The sequence below is a fragment of the Streptomyces sp. NPDC037013 genome (assembly GCF_055607265.1).
This window is the reverse complement of the sequence record NZ_JBVJRV010000002.1, coordinates 690,277-709,074: the sequence shown is the minus strand read 5'-3', so window position 1 is coordinate 709,074 and position 18,798 is coordinate 690,277. Positions and strand designations below refer to the sequence as shown.

At 69.4% G+C, this 18,798-nt stretch carries 15 protein-coding genes; 6 read left to right on the top strand and 9 right to left on the bottom strand.

Going from position 1 to position 18,798, the window contains the following annotated elements; all coding sequences use genetic code 11:
• Positions 1-149 precede the first annotated feature (149 nt).
• The 4 genes from ACZ7DY_RS08240 to ACZ7DY_RS08225 form a co-directional block, all read right to left on the bottom strand.
• Entirely contained in the window at positions 150-2,339 is a 2,190-nt protein-coding gene (locus ACZ7DY_RS08240; protein WP_471131583.1) for a hypothetical protein, read from the bottom strand.
• Positions 2,340-2,503: 164 nt separating this feature from the next.
• A complete protein-coding gene (locus ACZ7DY_RS08235; RefSeq protein WP_471131581.1) occupies positions 2,504-2,866 on the bottom strand; it encodes a DUF6113 family protein in 363 nt (120 codons plus the stop codon).
• Between the two features lie 140 nt (positions 2,867-3,006).
• The gene (mshB, locus tag ACZ7DY_RS08230; RefSeq protein WP_471131578.1) at positions 3,007-3,930 is read right to left on the bottom strand and encodes an N-acetyl-1-D-myo-inositol-2-amino-2-deoxy-alpha-D-glucopyranoside deacetylase; all 924 of its coding nucleotides are present in this window, start codon (positions 3,928-3,930) and stop codon (positions 3,007-3,009) included.
• Between the two features lie 24 nt (positions 3,931-3,954).
• Positions 3,955-4,149, bottom strand: a complete 195-nt coding sequence (locus ACZ7DY_RS08225; RefSeq protein WP_055569071.1) for a hypothetical protein — start codon at positions 4,147-4,149, stop codon at positions 3,955-3,957.
• Between the two features lie 147 nt (positions 4,150-4,296).
• Between ACZ7DY_RS08225 and ACZ7DY_RS08220 the strand changes: the two genes are divergently transcribed.
• Positions 4,297-6,471: a S9 family peptidase gene (locus ACZ7DY_RS08220; protein ID WP_471131575.1), complete on the top strand. Its 2,175-nt coding sequence runs from the start codon at positions 4,297-4,299 to the stop codon at positions 6,469-6,471.
• Between the two features lie 40 nt (positions 6,472-6,511).
• On the opposite strand, the gene ACZ7DY_RS08215 is transcribed toward ACZ7DY_RS08220, so the two are convergent.
• From ACZ7DY_RS08215 to ACZ7DY_RS08195, 5 genes are all read right to left on the bottom strand, one after another.
• Positions 6,512-7,573 (bottom strand): ABC transporter ATP-binding protein, encoded by a 1,062-nt coding sequence (locus ACZ7DY_RS08215; RefSeq protein ID WP_471131573.1) that lies wholly within the window; start codon positions 7,571-7,573, stop codon positions 6,512-6,514.
• Positions 7,560-8,606 (bottom strand): ABC transporter ATP-binding protein, encoded by a 1,047-nt coding sequence (locus ACZ7DY_RS08210; RefSeq protein ID WP_471131570.1) that lies wholly within the window; start codon positions 8,604-8,606, stop codon positions 7,560-7,562. Before ACZ7DY_RS08210 ends, ACZ7DY_RS08215 begins: the two co-directional genes overlap by 14 nt.
• Before the next feature lie 6 nt (positions 8,607-8,612).
• Positions 8,613-9,590, bottom strand: coding sequence for an ABC transporter permease (locus ACZ7DY_RS08205; RefSeq protein WP_471131567.1), 978 nt, complete (start codon positions 9,588-9,590; stop codon positions 8,613-8,615).
• Positions 9,583-10,506, bottom strand: coding sequence for an ABC transporter permease (locus ACZ7DY_RS08200; protein WP_471131565.1), 924 nt, complete (start codon positions 10,504-10,506; stop codon positions 9,583-9,585). Before ACZ7DY_RS08200 ends, ACZ7DY_RS08205 begins: the two co-directional genes overlap by 8 nt.
• Positions 10,507-10,576: 70 nt before the next feature.
• On the bottom strand, positions 10,577-12,208 hold the full coding sequence (locus ACZ7DY_RS08195; protein ID WP_471131562.1) for a peptide ABC transporter substrate-binding protein: 1,632 nt from the start codon (positions 12,206-12,208) through the stop codon (positions 10,577-10,579).
• Between the two features lie 400 nt (positions 12,209-12,608).
• Between ACZ7DY_RS08195 and ACZ7DY_RS08190 the strand changes: the two genes are divergently transcribed.
• The 5 genes from ACZ7DY_RS08190 to ACZ7DY_RS08170 all read left to right on the top strand — a co-directional run bounded on the left by ACZ7DY_RS08190 (position 12,609) and on the right by ACZ7DY_RS08170 (position 18,659).
• The gene (locus ACZ7DY_RS08190) at positions 12,609-13,634 is read left to right on the top strand and encodes an ABC transporter permease (RefSeq protein WP_471131559.1); all 1,026 of its coding nucleotides are present in this window, start codon (positions 12,609-12,611) and stop codon (positions 13,632-13,634) included.
• Positions 13,635-13,712: 78 nt separating this feature from the next.
• Positions 13,713-15,491, top strand: a complete 1,779-nt coding sequence (locus ACZ7DY_RS08185; RefSeq protein WP_471131557.1) for an ABC transporter substrate-binding protein — start codon at positions 13,713-13,715, stop codon at positions 15,489-15,491.
• Between the two features lie 82 nt (positions 15,492-15,573).
• Complete coding sequence (locus ACZ7DY_RS08180) at positions 15,574-16,554, top strand: ABC transporter permease (RefSeq protein WP_471131554.1); 981 nt, start codon at positions 15,574-15,576, stop codon at positions 16,552-16,554.
• 12 nt (positions 16,555-16,566) lie between these two features.
• Positions 16,567-17,592 (top strand): ABC transporter ATP-binding protein, encoded by a 1,026-nt coding sequence (locus ACZ7DY_RS08175; RefSeq protein WP_471131552.1) that lies wholly within the window; start codon positions 16,567-16,569, stop codon positions 17,590-17,592.
• 26 nt (positions 17,593-17,618) lie between these two features.
• Positions 17,619-18,659, top strand: a complete 1,041-nt coding sequence (locus ACZ7DY_RS08170; protein WP_471131549.1) for an ABC transporter ATP-binding protein — start codon at positions 17,619-17,621, stop codon at positions 18,657-18,659.
• Positions 18,660-18,798 lie beyond the last annotated feature (139 nt).

The window sequence follows — 18,798 nt, the reverse complement described above, 5'->3', positions numbered from 1 at the left end:
GCAGTGCCGGATGTGGTGTCTCGGGGATGACAGATGTCATGCCAGAGGCCGGACGGTTCTCCCGGTGAGGGTCACCGGGCGAGACCGTCCGGCCTCTTGATGCGTACGGGGGCTGCTCGCGTACGAGGCGGGCCGCTCGCGTACGAGGGTCAGTTCCCGTTCGTCTCGATCACGCCGATGCGCTCCGCCGGCGTCTTGCCGAGCAGCGCCTTGCCCATCGCCTGGGCGACGTCCGTCGGCTGGACCGGCGTCCTGTCGCCGTTCCCGCGCTGGATCAGGACGCCGTCGAAGACGTTGCCGTACAGCGTCTTGAGCTCCTCGAGGTCGTAGTGGACCTCGAGGGTGCCGTCCTTGAGGGCCCACGTCTCGAGGATCTTCGGCAGCGACTTCTCCGGGCCGAACGGGATCGACCTCGCGCCCGCCTTGATGGTGACGTTGGCGGACATGGCCGGCTTGGCGAAGTTCTTCATGAACTTGTCGACCTCGGCCTTGGACACCTTGGGGCTGCGCGTGGTGACCGGCACCTGGACCGTGCCCGCGCTGCCCGTCTCGACCTGCTTCTTGTACGCCTCGGCGACCGTCTTGGTCGAGGCCTGCGGGTCGATCCCCTTGCCGACCTTCCCGTAGACCGGAACGGCCTTGCCGGGCAGGAACTTGACCGTGCCCTCCTTCGCCGTGCCCGAGCCGCCCGCGGCGCGCTCCAGGGCGGCCGCGAGCTTCTCCTCGTCGACGGGCATGACGGGCTCGACGACCCGCTGGCCGCCGAAGAGCGAACCGATCACGGAGACGGGGTTGTAGTCGCTGCCCGCGGCCTCGCGGACGGTGGCCTGGCTGTCCAGGGTCAGGCCCGCCTGGTCCGGCTTGAGCGTGACCTGCGTGCCGTCCACCGACAGCTTCAGGGGCTTGGTGACGCGCGCGCCGATGGCGTCGTCGAGCTTCTTGACGGCCTCGTCACGGGTGCCGCCGCCGATGTCGACGCCGAGGACGGTGGTGCCCTTGGGGACGTCGGCGTGGTTCATCAGCAGGCCCGCGCCGTAGGCACCGCAGCCCACGACGATCACGGCGACCGCGAGGAGGACCAGCTTGTTGCGGCCCTTCTTCTTTTTCGGCGCGGGAGCGGCGGGCGGCACGTCCGAGCGCACCGGATCGGGCAGCTTCGGCGGCGTGTGCGGCACCGGTCCGTCGCCCTGCGGCCCGGCCGGGAAGGGGGAGTTGTCCTGCGTCGGCGGTACGACGGGGATGCCGCTGGTGAGGGTCTCACCGGAGACGTTGGCGCCGGGCGCGGAGGGACCGGGGGCGCCGGGGCCGCCCGGCACGGGACCGCCCGCGGCGGGCGGGCGCGGGCCGCCGGGCGGCGCGACCGGTCCGCCCTTCTGCGGGGTCAGGATCGCGGTGTCGTCACTCATCGCGCCGGAACGCGGCGGCCGGCCCGCGGAGTTGGCGGGACCACCGGGGGCGCCGGGACCGCCGGGACCACCGACACGCGGGCCACCCGGAGCGCCGGGGCCGGGGGCACCAGGAGCGCCGGGGCCGCCGGGGGTCGTGGGGCGGGGCACCGACGCGGGCGGCGCCACCGGGCTGTCGCCGGTGACGGGCCCGCCGGTGGGGCCGGTGGGGGTCCGGAAGTCCCCGGAGCCGGCCGCGCCGCCCGCACCCGCGGAGAAGTACGGCAGGTCGCCGCGGTGCGGCTCGCCCTGCGGTGCGCCCCCGCCGAGGGGGCCCGACGCCACTGCGCCCGACACGTCGAAGGAGCCGGAACCGGAGTCGTTCGAGCCCGAACCGGACGCGGCGGGACCGCCCTCGGCCCTGGCGGGCCTGCGCGGCGCGAACCAGTCGCTCGTCTTCTCCTCGGCCGCGCCGGAGGCACCGCCCGCACCCTCACCCGAACCGCTGCCGCCACCCGAGGCGGAAGCAGCACCGGACGAAGCAGAGCCGGAAGCGGAACCGGAACCGGAATGGGAGGCGGCCGGTCCGCCGGCCCCGGTCATCCCGCCCGCGTCTCCCGCGCCGGGGGCACCCGGCGCGGTGCCGTCGCGGCGGCCGTCGTCGTCCGTGTCCGAGGAGTCCCCGCGCGCGCCCTCGTCGCCGACGGGCGTGCGCATGACGACCGGCGGGATGGGCCGCGAACCGGGGATGTTGATCCGGATGCGGGTGGTCAGCGTGGTCTGGGTCTCGGGCTCGTCGGGCCGCTCGTCGGCGGCCTGCCGCCGCGCTCCGTCCGCGCCGCCTTCGGCGCCGACGCCCTGGGCCGGGGAGCCGTACGGCGGCGTCCCCGAGGGGTATGCGGCTCCACCGCGCCCCTGGGGGCCGGAGGACGAACTGTCAGTTTCACGACTCAAGGCAGGTTCTCCTGGTTGACTCCGCCGCCCGTCTCGACCTCATCCGGGGTCCCCCCGGCCGGAGGTTGGGGAGGCTCGGCGGCCGCACCACCATACTGGCCGCCGTCGGCACTCATCCCGTGACCGGCGTCGAACCCGTGCGGGGCACGGGCCGAAGTGGTACGTCACTTGCCAAGTCGGGCGGCGGGACCGCTCGGTTGCGACCCCTGCCCGAGGGTGGCGCACATCACAGCCACGGCCATGCCGCCGAGCAGGAAGCCGTACGAGCCGAGACCCGCGCCGAAGAGGAAGTCGCCCTCGGGTCTGCTGGCGATGAGCAGCATGACGGAGACGAACCAGCCGGCGGCGGGCGCCACCGCCCCCGCCTTGGTGCCGACCGCGCGCGCCCCGCCGTAGAAGAGTCCGGCGGCGCCGAGCAGCGCGAGCAGCAACCCGGCGGGGAAGAAGCCGCCTTGGACGAGCGCCCCCGCGACGCCGACGACGGCACCGAGCACGAATAGTCCGGCATAGGCGGCAAGTCGCCCCATTCTCAGGGGCTGTGCGAGATAGCTGCCCGCGGGCGCGGCGGCGGACGCGGCGGACGGCGTCCTGCCGGACCCCGGCCCGGGGGCGGCGGACTTCTTGGAGGCCCCGGAACCGGCCCCCGACGAGGCTCGGGATCGCGTGCTCACAGCGCGGTCACCTCAGTCACATCCGTCACCCTTTCGAGTCCCGCGAAGAGATCCGTCTCACGGGACGATTGCTCTGCGTGGGCTTCTCCCCGCACCAGCTCGTAGTACTCCACGTCGAAAACCGGCTGCGCCAGCTGGTTGGAGAGGACGAAGAGCGGCCCGCTCACGGTGATCTGGGTGGCATGGGCCGCCATCGCCGCCGCCTTGGCCGCCTTGAAGGCGCTGCCGTCGATCTCGGTGGTGATCCGCTCGTCGTCCGTGACGCCCGGCACGTCGTCGACGGCGGCGGCCACGCCGAACGGCGAGTGCCGCAGCGCCCCCGACATCCACCGGAACCGCTCCTCGACCACCGAGCGCGGGGCGCGGTTCCAGTAGATCTTGTCGATGGTGTGCGGCTCGCCGAGGTCGGCGCGGAACGCGGACTCGGAGGCGAGCTCGGCGGCGCGCATGGCGACGCGGTGCGCCTGGATGTGGTCGGGGTGGCCGTACCCGCCGTCGGGGTCGTACGTGACGAGGACCTGCGGGCGCACCTCGCGGATCACCTCGACGAGGTACGCGGCCGCCTCGTCGAGGTCGGCCGACCAGAAGGCGCCGGGCCGGTGGTTCTGCTCGACGCCCATCATCCCGGAGTCGCGGTAGCGCCCGGTGCCGCCGAGGAAGCGGTGGTCGGTGACGCCGAGCACCTTCATGGCGGCGGCCAGCTCCCCGATGCGCTGGGCGCCCAGGGAGTCCTCTCGGTCGGCGGCGAGATGGGCGAGCTCGGCCGGGATGACCTCGCCCTCCTCGCCCAGCGTGCAGGTGACCAACGTGACATGGGCGCCCTCGGCCGCGTACTTGGCCATGGTCGCGCCATTGTTGATCGACTCGTCGTCGGGGTGCGCGTGCACGAGCAGCAGGCGCCGGGCGGGCAGTTCCGTCATGGGACCACCCTACGAGCCCCGGGGTCAGAACTTGATGTCGCCGATCATCCCCGCCACGTTGGTCGTCAGCTCGTTGATGGTCGGCGCGACGGACGAGCTCGCCAGGTAGAAGCCGAGCAGCGTACAGACGACCGCATGCCCCGCTTTGAGACCGGACTTCTTGACCAACAGGAAGACGATGATCGCCAGCAGCACCACCGCCGAAATCGAGAGTGCCACGGCGGTCACCTCCAAGTCGTTGCCGTATGCCAGTGCGGACGCCAGCAGGTACATACCCACCAAGCGCTACGGATCATAACTATCCGTGTGGACGCATGACTCGGGGCACGGCAGCACAGGGGGGCGCATGCGCCATAGGCTCGGGGGATGACCACCGTGAACCCCGGAAATCCCAGGCCCGACGAGAGCCCGGCACCGCCGCTCTCCTTCCCGCGTCAGCACGCCAGGACCCAGCGTTTCACCCTCGGGGCGCCCCGTGCGTTCACCGTGGCGCCCGATGGGTCGCGGGTGGCGTTTCTCCGGTCGTCCTCCAGCACGGATCGAGCCAACCGCCTCTGGATCCTGGACATGTCGGACGGTTCCGAGCGCGTGGCGGCCGATCCGCAGCTGCTGCTCGGCGGCGCGGCCGAGGAGTTGTCCGCCGAGGAGCGCGCACGGCGCGAGCGGAGCCGTGAGGGCGGCGCGGGCATCGTGGGCTATGCGACGGACGCCGCCGTGGAGCTGGCGGCGTTCGCGCTGTCGGGCCGCCTCTTCGCCGCGGAGCTGCGGGCCGGCACCGCGCGTGAACTGCCCGCGCCGGGACCGGTGATCGACCCGCGCCCCTCGCCGGACGGCCGGCACGTCGCGTACGTCGCGCGGGGCGCCCTGCGCGTCACGGGCGCCGACGGCACGGGCGACCGGGCGCTCGCGGAGCCGGAGGCGGGCCAGGAGGCGACCGTCACGTACGGCCTCGCGGAATTCATCGCGGCCGAGGAGATGGGCCGTTCACGGGGCTTCTGGTGGTCCCCCGCGTCGGACCGGCTGCTCGTGGCACGGGTGGACGACGCCCCCGTCCAGCGGTGGTGGATCGCCGATCCCGCCCATCCGGGCCGCGAACCCCAGCGGGTGGCGTACCCGGCCGCGGGCACGCCCAACGCCGACGTGCGGCTCCTCGTGCTCGGCCTGGACGGCTCGCGCACCGAGGTGGTCTGGGACCGTGCGCGCTTCCCCTACCTGGCGCGGGTGCACTGGTCATCGGACGGCGCGCCGCTGCTGCTCGTGCAGTCGCGCGACCAGGGCAGCCAGCTGTATCTGGCGGTGGATCCGGACGACGGGTCGACGCGGATGGTGCACGCGGAGGAGGACGCGGACTGGCTGGAACTCTTCTCCGGCGTCCCCTGCTGGTCGCCCAGCGGCAAGCTGGTGCGGATCGTGGACGAGGGCGGCGCCCGCGTCCTGGCCTGGGGGGAACGGCCGCTGACGGGGCCGCAGTTGCACGTGCGGGCGGTCCTCGACGTGACCGAGGAGGATGTCCTGATCTCGGCGTCTGCGGGCTCCGCCGCGGCGGACCCCGAGACCGGTGAGATCCATGTCTACCGGGTCAACGAGCTGGGCGTGGAGCGCGTCTCGCAGGAGCCCGGCGTGCACTCGGCGGTCCGCGCGGGCGGCCTCACCGTCCTGGTGTCGGCCACCCTGGACCGTCCCGGCTCCCTGGTCCAGGTGCTGCGCGAGGGCAAGCAGGTGGCGACCGTGGCCTCACACGCCCAGCGCCCGGGGCTCACGCCGCGCGTGACGCTCACCGAAGGGGGCACGCGGAGGATTCCGTGCGCCGTCCTGCTCCCCACGGATTACAAGGAGACGGACGGGCCTCTTCCGGTGCTCCTGGATCCGTACGGCGGCCCGCACGGTCAGCGTGTCCAGCGTGCGCACAACATCTTCCTGACCTCGCAGTGGTTCGCCGACCAGGGGTTCGCGGTGCTCGTCGCGGACGGCCGCGGCACCCCCGGCCGCTCCCCCGGCTGGGAGAAGTCGATCAAGAACGACAAGACCCTGACCCTCGCCGACCAGGTCGACGCGCTCCACGCCCTCGCCGAACGGTTCCCCTTCGATCTGGAGCGGGTGGCGATCCGCGGCTGGTCCTACGGCGGCTACCTGGCCGGCATGGCCGCGCTGCGCCGCCCCGACGTCTTCCACGCGGCGGTGGTCGGCGCCCCGGTGACGGACCTGCGGCTCTACGACACGCACTACGAGGAGCGCTACCTCGGCGACCCGGCCGGCTCCCCCGAGACGTACCGGCACAACTCCCTGGTCTGGGACGACGGTCTGGTCGAGGCCGCCGAGCCGCACCGCCCGATGATGATCGTGCACGGCCTGGCCGACGACAACGTGGTGGTGGCGCACTCCCTGCGGCTCTCCTCCGCCCTGCTCGCCGCGGGCCGCCCGCACGAGGTCCTGCCCCTGTCCGGCGTCACCCACATGACGCCGCAGGAGGAGGTCGCCGAGAACCTGCTGCTGCTCCAGGTCGACTTCCTGAAGCGGTCGCTCGGGATGCCCCGGCCGTAGGACGCCGGGGGACCGGCGGGGGCGACGCCGCCCCCGCCGGTCACGGCACGACCTGCTTCTCCTCCGCGAAGTGGCAGGCCGAGTCGTGCGCGGCGGGCCCCTCGTGGAGCCGGAACTCCGCCGGCACGGCGAGGAGCGGCACTTCCAGCGCGCACCGCTCCCGCGCCTTCCAACAGCGGGTGCGGAAGCGGCAGCCCGAGGGCGGATTGGCCGGCGAGGGCACGTCGCCGGAGAGGATGATCCGCTCCCGGTGCTCGCGCGCGTCGGGGTCGGGGACGGGCACGGCGGAGAGCAGCGCCTGGGTGTAGGGGTGCGTCGGGTGCTCGTAGATCTCCTCGTCGGAGCCGATCTCGACGATCCGCCCGAGGTACATCACACCGACCCGGTCGGAGATGTGCCGCACGATCGAGAGGTCGTGGGCGATGAAGACGTAGGAGAGGTCGAACTCGTTCTGCAGCTTCTCCAGGAGGTTGATGACCTGTGCCTGGACGGAGACGTCGAGCGCGGAGACCGGCTCGTCGGCGACGATCACCTCGGGGCGCAGCGCGAGGCCGCGGGCGATGCCGATGCGCTGGCGCTGGCCGCCGGAGAACTGGTGCGGGTAGCGGTTGATGTACTCGGGGTTGAGCCCGACCACGTCCAGGAGGTCCTGGACCTTTTGCCGGCGCGAACCCTTCGGCGCGACCTCGGGGTGGATCTCGTACGGCTCGCCGATGATGTCGCCGACGGTCATCCGCGGGTTGAGCGAGGTGTAGGGGTCCTGGAACACCATCTGGATGTTGCGGCGGACCGCTTTCAGCGCGCGCCCGGAGAGCCTGGTGATGTCCTCGCCCTTGTAGCGGATCTCGCCGGCGGTCGGCCGCTCCAGGTTGACCAGCATCTTGGCGACCGTGGACTTGCCGCAGCCGGACTCCCCCACGATGCCGAGCGTCTCGCCCCGGCCGAGGTCGAAGTCGACGCCGTCCACCGCCTTGACCGCGCCGACCTGTTTGCGGATGACGATGCCCTGGGTCAGCGGATAGTGCTTCACCAAGCCGCGGACCTGGAGGATCGGTTCGCGGTCGGCGGGCGTGCCGACGCCGACGTGCTCACCTGGCAGCATCGAGCGTCTCCTTCCAGAAGTGGCAGGCGCTCCTGCGCTCGGCGGTCAGTCCCTCGTACGTGACTCTCGCGAGCGGTGGATCCTCGCGCACGCAGATGTCCTGGGCCATGGGGCAGCGCGGGTGGAAGGGGCAGCCGGGCGGGATGTTCAGGAGGTTGGGCGGCAGGCCCTTGATCGCGTAGAGGTCCTGGCCCTTCTGGTCAAGGCGCGGGATGGATTCGAGCAGGCCCAGGGTGTACGGGTGGGCGGGTGCCCGGTAGATCTCGTGGACGGGGGCCCGTTCGACGATGCGGCCCGCGTACATGACGGCGATGTTGTCGGCGACGTCCGCGACGACGCCGAGGTCGTGGGTGATGAGGATCAGGCCCATGTGCATCTCGCGCTGGAGCTCCGCGAGCAACTCCATGACCTGGGCCTGCACCGTCACGTCGAGGGCGGTGGTCGGCTCGTCGGCGATGATCAGCGAGGGTTCGAGCGCCATCGCCATGGCGATCATGATGCGCTGGCGCATGCCGCCGCTGAACTGGTGCGGATACTGCCCGACGCGCTCCCTGGCCGCCGGGATGCGCACCCGGTCCATCAGCTCGATGGCCTTGTTCTTCGCGTCCTTGCGGGACATGCCCCGGTGGACGACGTACATCTCGCCGAGCTGGTCGCCGACGCTGAGCACCGGGTTCAGCGAGGAGAGCGCGTCCTGGAAGATCATCGCCATGCCGGCGCCGCGGACCTTGCGCCGCTCGTCCTCCTTGAGCTTCAGCAGGTCCCGGCCGCGGAAGAGGATCTCGCCCTTGGTGATCTTCCCGGGCGGGATGTCGAGGATGCCCATGACGGCCTGGGCGGTCACGGACTTGCCGGAGCCGGACTCGCCGAGGACGGCGAGGGTCTCGCCCGCGGAGACGCTGTAGTCGACGCCGTTGACGGCCTTGGCGACGCCGTCCCTGGTACGGAACTCCACGTGCAGGTCGCGGACTTCGAGCAGCTTGTCCGTGCGGGACTCCCCGGCGGCGGACGGATCGGATGCCACGGTTGCCATGGGCGCCTACCTCAGCTTCGGGTCGAGGGCGTCGCGCACCGCGTCGCCGAGCATGATGAACGCGAGCACGGTGATCGCGAGGGCCCCGGCGGGCCAGAGCAGCATGTGCGGGGCGTTGCGGATGTACTGGGAGGCGGCCGAGATGTCGATGCCCCAGCTGACGGTCGGCGGCTTCAGGCCGACGCCGAGGTAGGAGAGCGTGGCCTCGAGGGCGATGTACGTGCCGAGCGCGATGGTCGCCACGACGATCACCGGGGCGACGGCGTTCGGGGTGATGTGGCGGAGCAGCATCCGGGAGTTGGAGGCGCCGAGTGCCCGCACCGCCTGGACGTAGTCGTTCTGTTTGGCGGTGATGACCGAGCCGCGCGCGATGCGGGAGATCTGCGGCCAGCCGAGCAGCACCATGAAGCCGACCACCGGCCAGACGGTGGAGCTGGTGACCACCGACAGGAGCACCAGGCCGCCGAGGACGACGGGGATGGCGAAGAAGATGTCGGTGATACGGGAGAGGATCGCGTCCCACGTCCCGCCGAAGAACCCGGCGAGCCCGCCGAGCACGCTGCCGATGAGGGCGACGCCGAGGGTGGCGCAGACGCCGACGGTGACCGAGACCCGGGTGCCGTAGACGACCCGCGTGTAGACGTCGCAGCCCTGCTCGTTGAAGCCGAAGGGGTGGCCGGGCGCCGAGCCCTTCTGCGCGTTGCCGAGGTCGCAGTCGAGCGGGTTGCGGGAGGCGATGAGCGAGGGCCAGAGGGAGATGACGACCAGGAAGAGGATGATCAGGCCCGAGATGATGAAGACCGGGTTGCGCCGCAGGTCCCGCCAGGCGTCGGACCAGAGGCTGCGGGCCGGTGCCGAGGGGCCGCCGCCCTCGGGGGCGCCCGGCGCCTTCTCGAGGGTCGTCGCCTCGCTCGTGGCGAGATCCATCGCGCCGCCCATGCCGGTCGCGGCAATGGCGCGCTCGGGCTGCTGGGGTTCAGGCATAGCGGATCCTCGGGTCGAGTACGGCGTACAGGAGGTCGACGATGAGGTTGGCCGCCAGGAAGACCAGGACGAGGACGGTCACGAAGCCGACGACGGTCTGGGTGCTCTGGCGGAGGATCCCCTGGTAGAGCTGGAAGCCGACGCCGTGGATGTTGAAGATCCGCTCGGTGACGATCGCGCCGCCCATCAGCGCGCCCACGTCGGTGCCGATGAAGGTGACCACCGGGATGAGCGAGTTGCGCAGCAGGTGCCGGGTGATGACGCGGCGCCGGGGCAGGCCCTTGGCGACGGCGGTGCGGACGTAGTCGGCGCGCCGGTTCTCCGCGATGGAGGTGCGGGTCAGCCGGGTCACGTACGCCAGGGAGACCGAGGCGAGGACGAGTCCGGGGATCAGCAGCTCGTTGAAGGGTGCCTCGCTGGAGACGGAGGGTTTGATGGTGCCCCACTGGACGCCGAGAAGCAGTTGCAGCACGAGGCCGGTGACGAAGGTGGGGATGGAGATCACGATGAGCGTGAGCAGCAGCACCACGGTGTCGATGGGCCGCCCGCGCCGCAGCCCGGTCAGCACGCCCAGCGAGATGCCGATGACGATCTCGAAGACGATGGCGACCAGGGTGAGGCGGATGGTGACCGGGAAGGCGGCCGACATCAGCTCGGTGACCTTCTGGCCGTTGAAGGCGGTGCCGAAGTCGCCGGTGAAGACGTTGCCCATGTACGTCAGGTACTGCTGCCACACGGGCTTATCGAGGCCGAACTCCTTCTTCAGCTGGGTGGCCGTGGCGGGGTCGCACCTGCGGTCGCCGCACAGGCCCGCGACGGGGTCGCCCATCACGTTCACCATCAGGAAGATCAGCAGAGTGGCGCCGAAGAAGACCGGGATCATCTGCAGCAGACGCCGGATCACATAACGTCCCATGGGGGCTCCGGAAATCGGGGGGAGCGGCCGCCGGGCGCCCTCGCGGGGCCGAACGGCCGCTCCCGGCGTCTCAGTCGACCTTGATCTCGTTGTAGACGGGCACGCTGAACTGGTTCAGCGCGACGTCGGAGACCTTGTCCGAGTAGCCGGCGCTGCCGTTCTGGTACCAGAGCGGGATGGCGGGCATCTTCTTGGCGAGGATCCTCTCGGCGTCCTGGAACTTGCCGACGGCCTTGCCGGTGTCCGTCTCGCCGTTGGCCTCGTTGACGAGCTTGTCGAATTCCTTGTCGGAGAACTTGCCGTCGTTGGAGGGGGCGTCGGTGAAGTAGACCGGCTCCAGGAAGTTCTGGATCAGCGGGTAGTCCATCTGCCAGCCCGCGCGCCAGGCGCCGTCCAGCTCCTGCTTGGAGGCCTTGCCGCGGAAGTCCGCGAAGGTGCCGACCGGGCTCGCGACGCAGGCCTTGTCCTTGCCGAGGGCCTTGTTGATGGAGTTGCAGACGGCGTCGACCCACTCCTTGTGCGAGCCGGTGTCCGCGTTGTACGAGATCTTGAGGGTGCCGCCGGGGATGCCGCCGCCCTCCTCGACCAGCTTCTTGGCCTTCGCGGCGTCGTATTCGCAGGCGTCGCCGCAGAGCCCGTCCTCGTACCCGCCGTCCTTGCCGAGCACCGGTGAGGTCCAGTCGGTGGCGGGGGTCCGCGTCTTCTGGAAGATCGTCTCGGTGATCTGCTCGCGGTTGATCGCCATGGACAGGCCCTGGCGGACCTTCTCCATCCCCGGCTTGGTCCACTTGCTGTCGTAGAAGGGGAAGGCGAGGGTCTGGATGATGCCGGCGGGGGTGTTGATGTAGCGGTCGCCGAGGTCGTTCTTGGCGTTCTTGAGCTGGGAGGCCGGGACGTCGTCGACGAGGTCGAGGTTGCCGGCCATCAGGTCGGTGTAGGCGGTGTTGTTGTCGGTGTAGACCTTCATGTCCACACCGCCGTTCCGCGCCTTGTCGTCCCCCGGGTACCCGTCCCACTTGCGCAGGGACATCTTGGAGCCCTTGGTGTACGAGTCCACGGTGTACGGGCCGTTGCCGACCGGCTTGGAGAGCCAGGCGTCGTGGTTGTCGTAGAAGGCCTTGGGCAGCGGCGCGAAGGCCGGGTAGCCGAGGGTGTCGGGCCAGGTGGAGAACTTCTGGCTGAGCTTGACGGTGAAGGTCGCGTCGTCGACGACCTTGAGCCCGGAGAGGGTCTTCGCGCTCGCGTCGCCCTTCTCGGGGTGGACCTTGTCGTAGCCGTCGATGTAGCCGAAGAAGTAGGCGTTCTTCTGGTTGTTCTTCAGGTGGGCGCCGTAGTTCCAGGCGTCCACGAAGGACTTGGCGGTGACCTTCTCGCCGTTGCTGAACGTCCAGTTCTTCTTGATCTTGACCGTGAAGTTCTGCGCGTCCTTGGTCTCGATCGACTCGGCGATCATGTTCTTGGCCTCGCCGGTCTTCGGGTCGTACCGCTTGAGACCCCGGAAGATCATGTCGAGGATCTTGCCGCCCTGGACCTCGTTGGTGTTCGCCGGTTCGAGCGGGTTCTGCGGGTCGCCCCAGGAAGAGCTCACGATGCCGGAGCCGTCGCCACCGCCGCCGCTGCTTCCCCCGCCACCACAGGCCGTCGCCGCGAGAGCGACCGCCACCGCACATGCGGCCCACTTGGCGTGCGTGGCTCCACGCATGGAGTCCTCCAGTCCTGGTGCTGTCCTGCCGTCCTTCTGTGCCGTGCGAGCTGACACACTTAACGGCAAATATCGCCGCATACGGCATGAACCGCACATTTACCCCACCCGTATGAGGCCGAGCCCATCCGGATGTACGCATTCCGAGACACTCGCGCCCGCATATCGGACTCATTGACAGGTTCACCCGGAACTGCCCGATCTTGTCCATCACGCTTGATTACGCCAAGGCAATGTTATGACCATGATTCAGTAAAGCTCTGATCAAGGATCTCAAGACCGGCCCAAAGCGCCTGACGATTCATTGACCGCATGGGAAACGCCTTGCGAAAGTCGCGCCTAGCCCGTAGGTGCTGGTTGTCCTGCGGATTCCTGATGACCCCTCCGGGCCTGGAGCGCCATGACCTCGCCAACTCCCGCCGCTGCCGCCACGCTTGAAGTGACGGACAAAACTGACGGCATCCCTCCCTCGCCCAAGGACCAGGGCAGCAAGGGCCGTTCGCCGGGGCGGCTCGCCTGGATTCGATTCAAGCGGGACAAGACAGGCGTGATCTCCGCCTGCGTGGTCATCTTCTTCTTCGTCGTGGCCCTGTGCGCGCCCTTGATCGCGAAGCTGTACGGGAAGGACCCCTACACGACATACGGGGTGGACGACCCGACCCTCCTCAACGAGTTCAGTTACCCGGTCAAGCCGAACGGCGGCATAGACGCGGACTTCTGGTTCGGCGTCGAACCCAGCCTCGGCCGTGACGTCTTCACGTTCCTGATCTACGGCATGCGCAACTCGCTGCTGATCGCCGCGGCCACGACGCTCCTGGTCACGTTCTTCGGCATCGTCATCGGCGTCACGGCGGGTTATATCGGCGGCAAGACGGACTACTTCATCGGGCGGGTCATCGACATCCTGCTCGCGTTCCCGTCCACGCTCTTCTTCATCGCCTTCTGGCCGGTGATGATCTCCATCCTCGTCTCGCCCGAGGAGAACACCCCGGTCTGGCTGACGGTCGTCAGCCTCATCACGGTGATGACCGCCTTCGGCTGGGCATCCATCGCCCGCCTGCTGCGCGGTGAGGTGCTCGCGCTGCGCGAGCGGGAGTTCGTGGAGGCGGCGAAGGTGACCGGCGCCTCACCGAGCCGGATCATCTTCAAGGAGCTGCTCCCCAACCTGTGGACGCCGATCCTCATCCAGTCCACGCTCGCGCTCCCCGCGTTCGTCACCGCCGAGGCCGGACTCGCCTTCCTCGGCGTGGGGTTGAGCGACCCGACGCCGGACTGGGGCGTGATGATCCAGAACGGCTCCAAGTACTACCAGGACGACATCACCTTCATGCTCTTCCCTGGCCTCTCCATGGTGATCTTCGTCGTCGCGTTCAACCTCCTGGGCGACTCCGTGCGCGACGCGCTGGACCCCAAGACCAAGCGCTGACACTCCCCAACTCCGGCACGGGCGACGGGGCCCACCGCCGCAACCATCCGCTGTCTCCAACGAACCAGGCAGGAAGCCATGTCCCTCTCTCGCAGAAACTTCATCATCGCCACGTCTGTCGCGGCCGGTGGCTCCATGGTCCTGTCCGCATGCAGCGGCGGCGGGGGAGGCGGCGAGGGCAAGGGCCCCGCCGGCGCCAAGGACTACACCAACGCCAAGGTCAGCGTCGGCACCGCCGAGGACTCCAAGGGCCCGGCCGCCGAGGTCAAGGGCGCCCGCAAGGGCGGCACCATCTACGGCGTCTCCCCCGACGACCTGTCGCACCTCGACCCGCAGCGCATCTACTACGCGCTGAACTCCACCGGTGCCATGCTCTTCGCGCGCTGCCTCACCGGTTACCAGACGGCCGAGGACGGCAGCCAGAAGCTCGTCGGTGACCTCGCCACGGACACCGGAAAGATGTCCGACGGCGGCAAGACCTGGACCTTCACGCTGAAGGACGGTCTGAAGTGGGAGGACGGCAGCGAGCTCACCGTCGAGGACGTCCGGCACGGCTTCGAGCGCTCCTGGGCCAAGTTCGTCACCGAGGGCGCCACGTACGCGCAGATCGCGCTCACCGGCAAGGACGACTGGCGCAAGGAGTACGAGGGTCCCTACGGCGGCAAGCACCTGGACGCCATCAAGATCGACAAGGCCAAGAAGACCATCACGTTCCACCTGGCCCAGCCGCGCTCGGACTTCAACTTCACCCTGGCCATGCACTCCTACGCCGCCAACCCGGTGAAGATGGACACCAAGGACAAGTACGACAAGAAGCCGGTCTCCTGCGGCCCGTACCGGCTCAAGCACCGCTCCATCGACAAGTCGATGACCTGGGTGCGCAACAAGCACTGGGACCCGAAGACCGACCCGATCCGCAACGCCTACCCGGACACCCACGAGTTCGAGTTCGGCACCGAGGGCCTCGACCTGGCGGACCGCCTCATCGCGGACCAGGGCAAGGACCAGTACACGATCAGCATCTACAACAACGTGCCCGCCGAGCGCATGCAGAAGGTCCTCACGGACCCCGACCTCAAGAAGCGCAGCTTCAACGGTCTGCTCACCGGCACCTACTACTACGCCATCAACTGCAGGCGCGTCACGGACCTCGACGTGCGCAAGGCGCTCAACCACGCCTGGCCGCTGGAGCAGATCCGCAAGATCTACGGTGGCCAGAACTCCGGCGACTACGCCACGACGATACTCAGCCCCGACATCCAGGGTCGCGAGAAGTACGACCTGTTCGGCAAGTTGAAGAAGCCGCAGGGCGACCCCGAGGCCGCGAAGAAGCTGCTCAAGAAGGCCGGCAAGCTCGGCATGAAGATCGTCTACGCCTTCCCGAAGAGCCCGACGTACGACAAGACCAAGGTCGTCATCGAGGCCGCGCTCAAGAAGGCGGGCTTCGACCCGGTCATCAAGGCCATCGACTCCACCACGTACTACGACCAGGCCCAGCAGGTCGACAACAACTTCGACGTGATGTGGTTCGGCTGGTCCCCCGACTGGCCGACCGGCTACACGCTGCTCCAGCCGCTCTTCGACGGCACCACCGTCGGCAACGGCTCGAACAACGTCTCCCAGCTGAACGTCGACTGGGTCACCGCGGCCATCAAGAAGAACGTGAAGATCTCCGACCCGAAGGCGGCCAACAAGGCCTGGGCCGAGCTGGACCGGCAGATCATGGAGAAGGAGGCGCCGATCATCCCCGAGATGTACCAGCGCCGCTTCTACCTGCACGGCTCCAAGGTCGGCGGCGCGCAGATGGACCCGCAGTTCTCCGCCACCCTGATCACCAAGGTGTACGTCAAGGCCTGACGCCCGGCCTCAGCGGCGGGGCGGCCGCAGCCGGCCGCCCCGCCCCCGCTCCCCCGTCGGCATCCGTCAGGAAACTTCCGCCATGTTCCGCTTCCTCATCCGTCGTATCTTCGGCGGCGCGGTGATTCTGCTGATCATCAGCGCCATCGTCTTCGTCCTCTTCTACGCCGCCCCGCGCGACCCCGCACGTCTCGCCTGCGGCAAGGTCTGCACGCCCGAGACCCTGGAGCTGGTGCGGAACAACCTGGGGATCTCCGACCCTCTTCCGGTGCAGTACTGGCACTGGTTCGAGGGACTGTTCGTGGGACGCGACTACGCGACCTTCGGGAACTGCCCAGCACCCTGCCTCGGGTACTCGTTCCGCAACAGCGAGCCGGTCCTCGGCACCATCCTGGACCGCTTCCCGACCACCGTCTCGCTCTCGCTCGGCAGTGCGGCCGTCTTCGTCGTCTTCGGCGTCGGCACCGGCATGCTCGCCGCGGTCAAGCAGGGCAAGGCCCTCGACAAGATCGCGTCCTCCGCGTCCCTGATCGGCTCCTCGCTGCAGATCTACATCGTCGGCGTCTTCGCCATCTATCTCTTCACCAACCAGCTCGGCTGGCTGGAGCGGCCCTCGTACACGCCGTTCACGGAGAATCCCGGCGCCTGGTTCTCGGGGCTGCTCCTCCCATGGCTCGTGCTCTCGGTCATCTTCACCGCGAACTACACGCGTATGACGCGCTCCCAGCTGGTCGAGACCCTCAGCGAGGACTACGTCCGCACCGCGAAGGCCAAGGGGCTCGCGGCTCGGACAGTCTTCTTCCGCTTCGCCTGGCGCGGCGCCATGGGACCGATCGTGACCATCTTCGGCCTCGACCTCGGCGTGCTGTTCGGCGGCGCGATCATCACCGAGAAGACGTTCAACCTGCACGGCATCGGCGAACTGTCGGTCAAGGCGGTCAGCACCAGCGACCTGCCGATGCTGCTCGGCGTCGTCCTGGTGGCCGCAGCGGCGATCCTCATCTTCAATGTCATCGTCGACGCGGTGTACGCCCTCATCGACCCGCGCGTGCGCCTCGCCTAGGAGCCGGAACCCATGAGTACCCCCTTCCTCTCCGTACGCGACCTGCGCGTCCACTTCTCCACCGAGGACGGCATGGTCAAGGCCGTCGACGGCCTCGACTTCGAGCTGGAGAAGGGCAAGACCCTCGGCATCGTGGGCGAGTCCGGGTCCGGCAAGTCGGTCACGAACCTCGCCATCCTGGGCCTGCACCACAAGGACAGCACCGCCATCGACGGCGAGATCCTGCTCGACGGCAAGGAGCTGCTCACCGCCACCGAGCGGGAGCTCGAGCAGCTGCGCGGCAACAAGATGGCGATGATCTTCCAGGACGCGCTCGCCTCCCTCTCGCCGTACCACACCATCGGCCGGCAGATCGGCGAGACGTTCCGCAAGCACACCGGCGCCTCCAAGAAGGAGGCCAGGGACCGCTCGATCGAGATGCTCACGAAGGTCGGCATCCCCCAGCCGGACCTGCGCGTGGACGACTACCCGCACCAGTTCTCCGGCGGCATGCGCCAGCGCGCGATGATCGCGATGTCGCTGGTCTGCAACCCGGCCCTGCTGATCGCCGACGAGCCGACCACGGCGCTCGACGTGACCGTCCAGGCGCAGATCATGGACCTCCTGAAGGACCTCCAGCAGGAGTTCGGCACGGCGATCATCTTCATCACCCACGATCTCGGCGTCATCGCCGACATCGCGGACGACGTCCTGGTGATGTACGGCGGGCGGTGCGTGGAGCGCGGCACCAAGAAGGAGGTCCTGCGGGCGCCCCAGCACCCGTACACCTGGGGCCTGTTGGGCTCGATGCCGTCGCTCGACGGCCCGGTCGACGTGCCGCTCTCGCCCATCCCGGGCACGCCGCCCAGCCTGCTGAACCCGCCCACCGGATGCCGCTTCCACCCGCGGTGCGCGTTCACCGAGCAGGTCGACGGCGACCGCTGCTCCGGCGAGCAGCCGCTCCTCGAACTGACCGACGGCCGGGGCGCGGCCTGCCACCTCACCGCCGAGCAGCGCGCGGAGTTCTTCGCGGACTTCGCGGGCACGCGAACCGACTGACGTACACGAGACGGGATTTCACGACGATGAGCAGCACCACACCCTCTCCTCTCCTGGACGTCAGCGGGCTGACCAAACACTTCCCGGTCATGGGCGGCTTCCCGTTCAAGCGGAAGATCGGCGCCGTGCAGGCGGTGGACGGTCTCGACTTCACCGTCGGCGAGGGCGAGAGCCTGGGCCTGGTCGGCGAGTCCGGCTGCGGCAAGTCGACGACGGGACGCCTGATCACGCGCCTCCTGGAGCCGACCGGCGGCAAGATCTCCTACCGGGGCCAGGACATCACGCACGCCTCGCGCAAGCAGCTGGCGCCGGTCCGCTCGGAGATCCAGATGATCTTCCAGGACCCGTACGCGTCGCTGAACCCGCGCCAGACGGTCGGCAAGATCATCTCGGGTCCGATGGAGGTCAACGGCATCAACCCGCCGGGCGGCCGCGAGGCACGCGTACGGGAACTGCTGGAGACCGTCGGCCTCAACCCCGAGCACTACAACCGCTTCCCGCACGAGTTCTCCGGCGGCCAGCGCCAGCGCATCGGGGTCGCCAGGGCACTGGCGCTTGAGCCGAAGCTGATCGTGGCGGACGAACCGGTGTCGGCACTCGACGTCTCCATCCAGGCGCAGGTGGTGAACCTGCTCCAGCAGCTCCAGAAAGACCTGGGCATCGCGTTCCTCTTCATCGCCCACGACCTGGCGGTGGTACGCCACTTCTCGCAGCGGGTCGCCGTGATGTACCTGGGCCGCATCGTGGAGATCGCCGACCGCGAGAGCCTGTACGGGAACCCGCGCCACCCCTACACCCGGGCCCTCCTCTCGGCGGTCCCCGAGGCGACGGCGGACGACGTCCCGCGCCGCGAGCGCATCCTGCTCACCGGCGACGTACCGTCCCCCGTCAACCCGCCCTCCGGCTGCCGCTTCCGCACCCGCTGCTGGAAGGCGACGGACAAGTGCGCGACGGACACGCCGCCGCTGATCCAGCTCGACGGCAACCGCGACGGCCACCTGACGGCCTGCCACTACCCGGAGGAATCGGCGGAACTGGCGGTGCCGGCGGCGCGTAAGTCGCTTTGAGGGGTGGGGGCAGGGGTGGGGTCTGCGGTTGGCAGAGGCCCCACAGGCAGACTCCACGCAGAGACCCACAGGCAGACGTGACCCACACCCTCGGGCCGGGGCCTCGCCCACCCCTCCGGGCATGGCCCCGCTCGCCGGA

Excerpts from the sequence above, each read along its gene's own strand:
- ACZ7DY_RS08185 (WP_471131557.1), top strand. The coding sequence starts at position 13,713 with ATGTCCCTCTCTCGCAGAAACTTCATCATCGCCACGTCTGTCGCGGCC.
- ACZ7DY_RS08220 (WP_471131575.1), top strand. The coding sequence starts at position 4,297 with ATGACCACCGTGAACCCCGGAAATCCCAGGCCCGACGAGAGCCCGGCA.
- ACZ7DY_RS08215 (WP_471131573.1), bottom strand. The coding sequence starts at position 7,573 with ATGCTGCCAGGTGAGCACGTCGGCGTCGGCACGCCCGCCGACCGCGAA.
- ACZ7DY_RS08235 (WP_471131581.1), bottom strand. The coding sequence starts at position 2,866 with ATGGGGCGACTTGCCGCCTATGCCGGACTATTCGTGCTCGGTGCCGTC.
- ACZ7DY_RS08210 (WP_471131570.1), bottom strand. The coding sequence starts at position 8,606 with ATGGCAACCGTGGCATCCGATCCGTCCGCCGCCGGGGAGTCCCGCACG.
- mshB (WP_471131578.1), bottom strand. The coding sequence starts at position 3,930 with ATGACGGAACTGCCCGCCCGGCGCCTGCTGCTCGTGCACGCGCACCCC.
- ACZ7DY_RS08175 (WP_471131552.1), top strand. The coding sequence starts at position 16,567 with ATGAGTACCCCCTTCCTCTCCGTACGCGACCTGCGCGTCCACTTCTCC.
- ACZ7DY_RS08195 (WP_471131562.1), bottom strand. The coding sequence starts at position 12,208 with ATGCGTGGAGCCACGCACGCCAAGTGGGCCGCATGTGCGGTGGCGGTC.
- ACZ7DY_RS08205 (WP_471131567.1), bottom strand. The coding sequence starts at position 9,590 with ATGCCTGAACCCCAGCAGCCCGAGCGCGCCATTGCCGCGACCGGCATG.
- ACZ7DY_RS08180 (WP_471131554.1), top strand. The coding sequence starts at position 15,574 with ATGTTCCGCTTCCTCATCCGTCGTATCTTCGGCGGCGCGGTGATTCTG.
- ACZ7DY_RS08200 (WP_471131565.1), bottom strand. The coding sequence starts at position 10,506 with ATGGGACGTTATGTGATCCGGCGTCTGCTGCAGATGATCCCGGTCTTC.
- ACZ7DY_RS08170 (WP_471131549.1), top strand. The coding sequence starts at position 17,619 with ATGAGCAGCACCACACCCTCTCCTCTCCTGGACGTCAGCGGGCTGACC.
- ACZ7DY_RS08190 (WP_471131559.1), top strand. The coding sequence starts at position 12,609 with ATGACCTCGCCAACTCCCGCCGCTGCCGCCACGCTTGAAGTGACGGAC.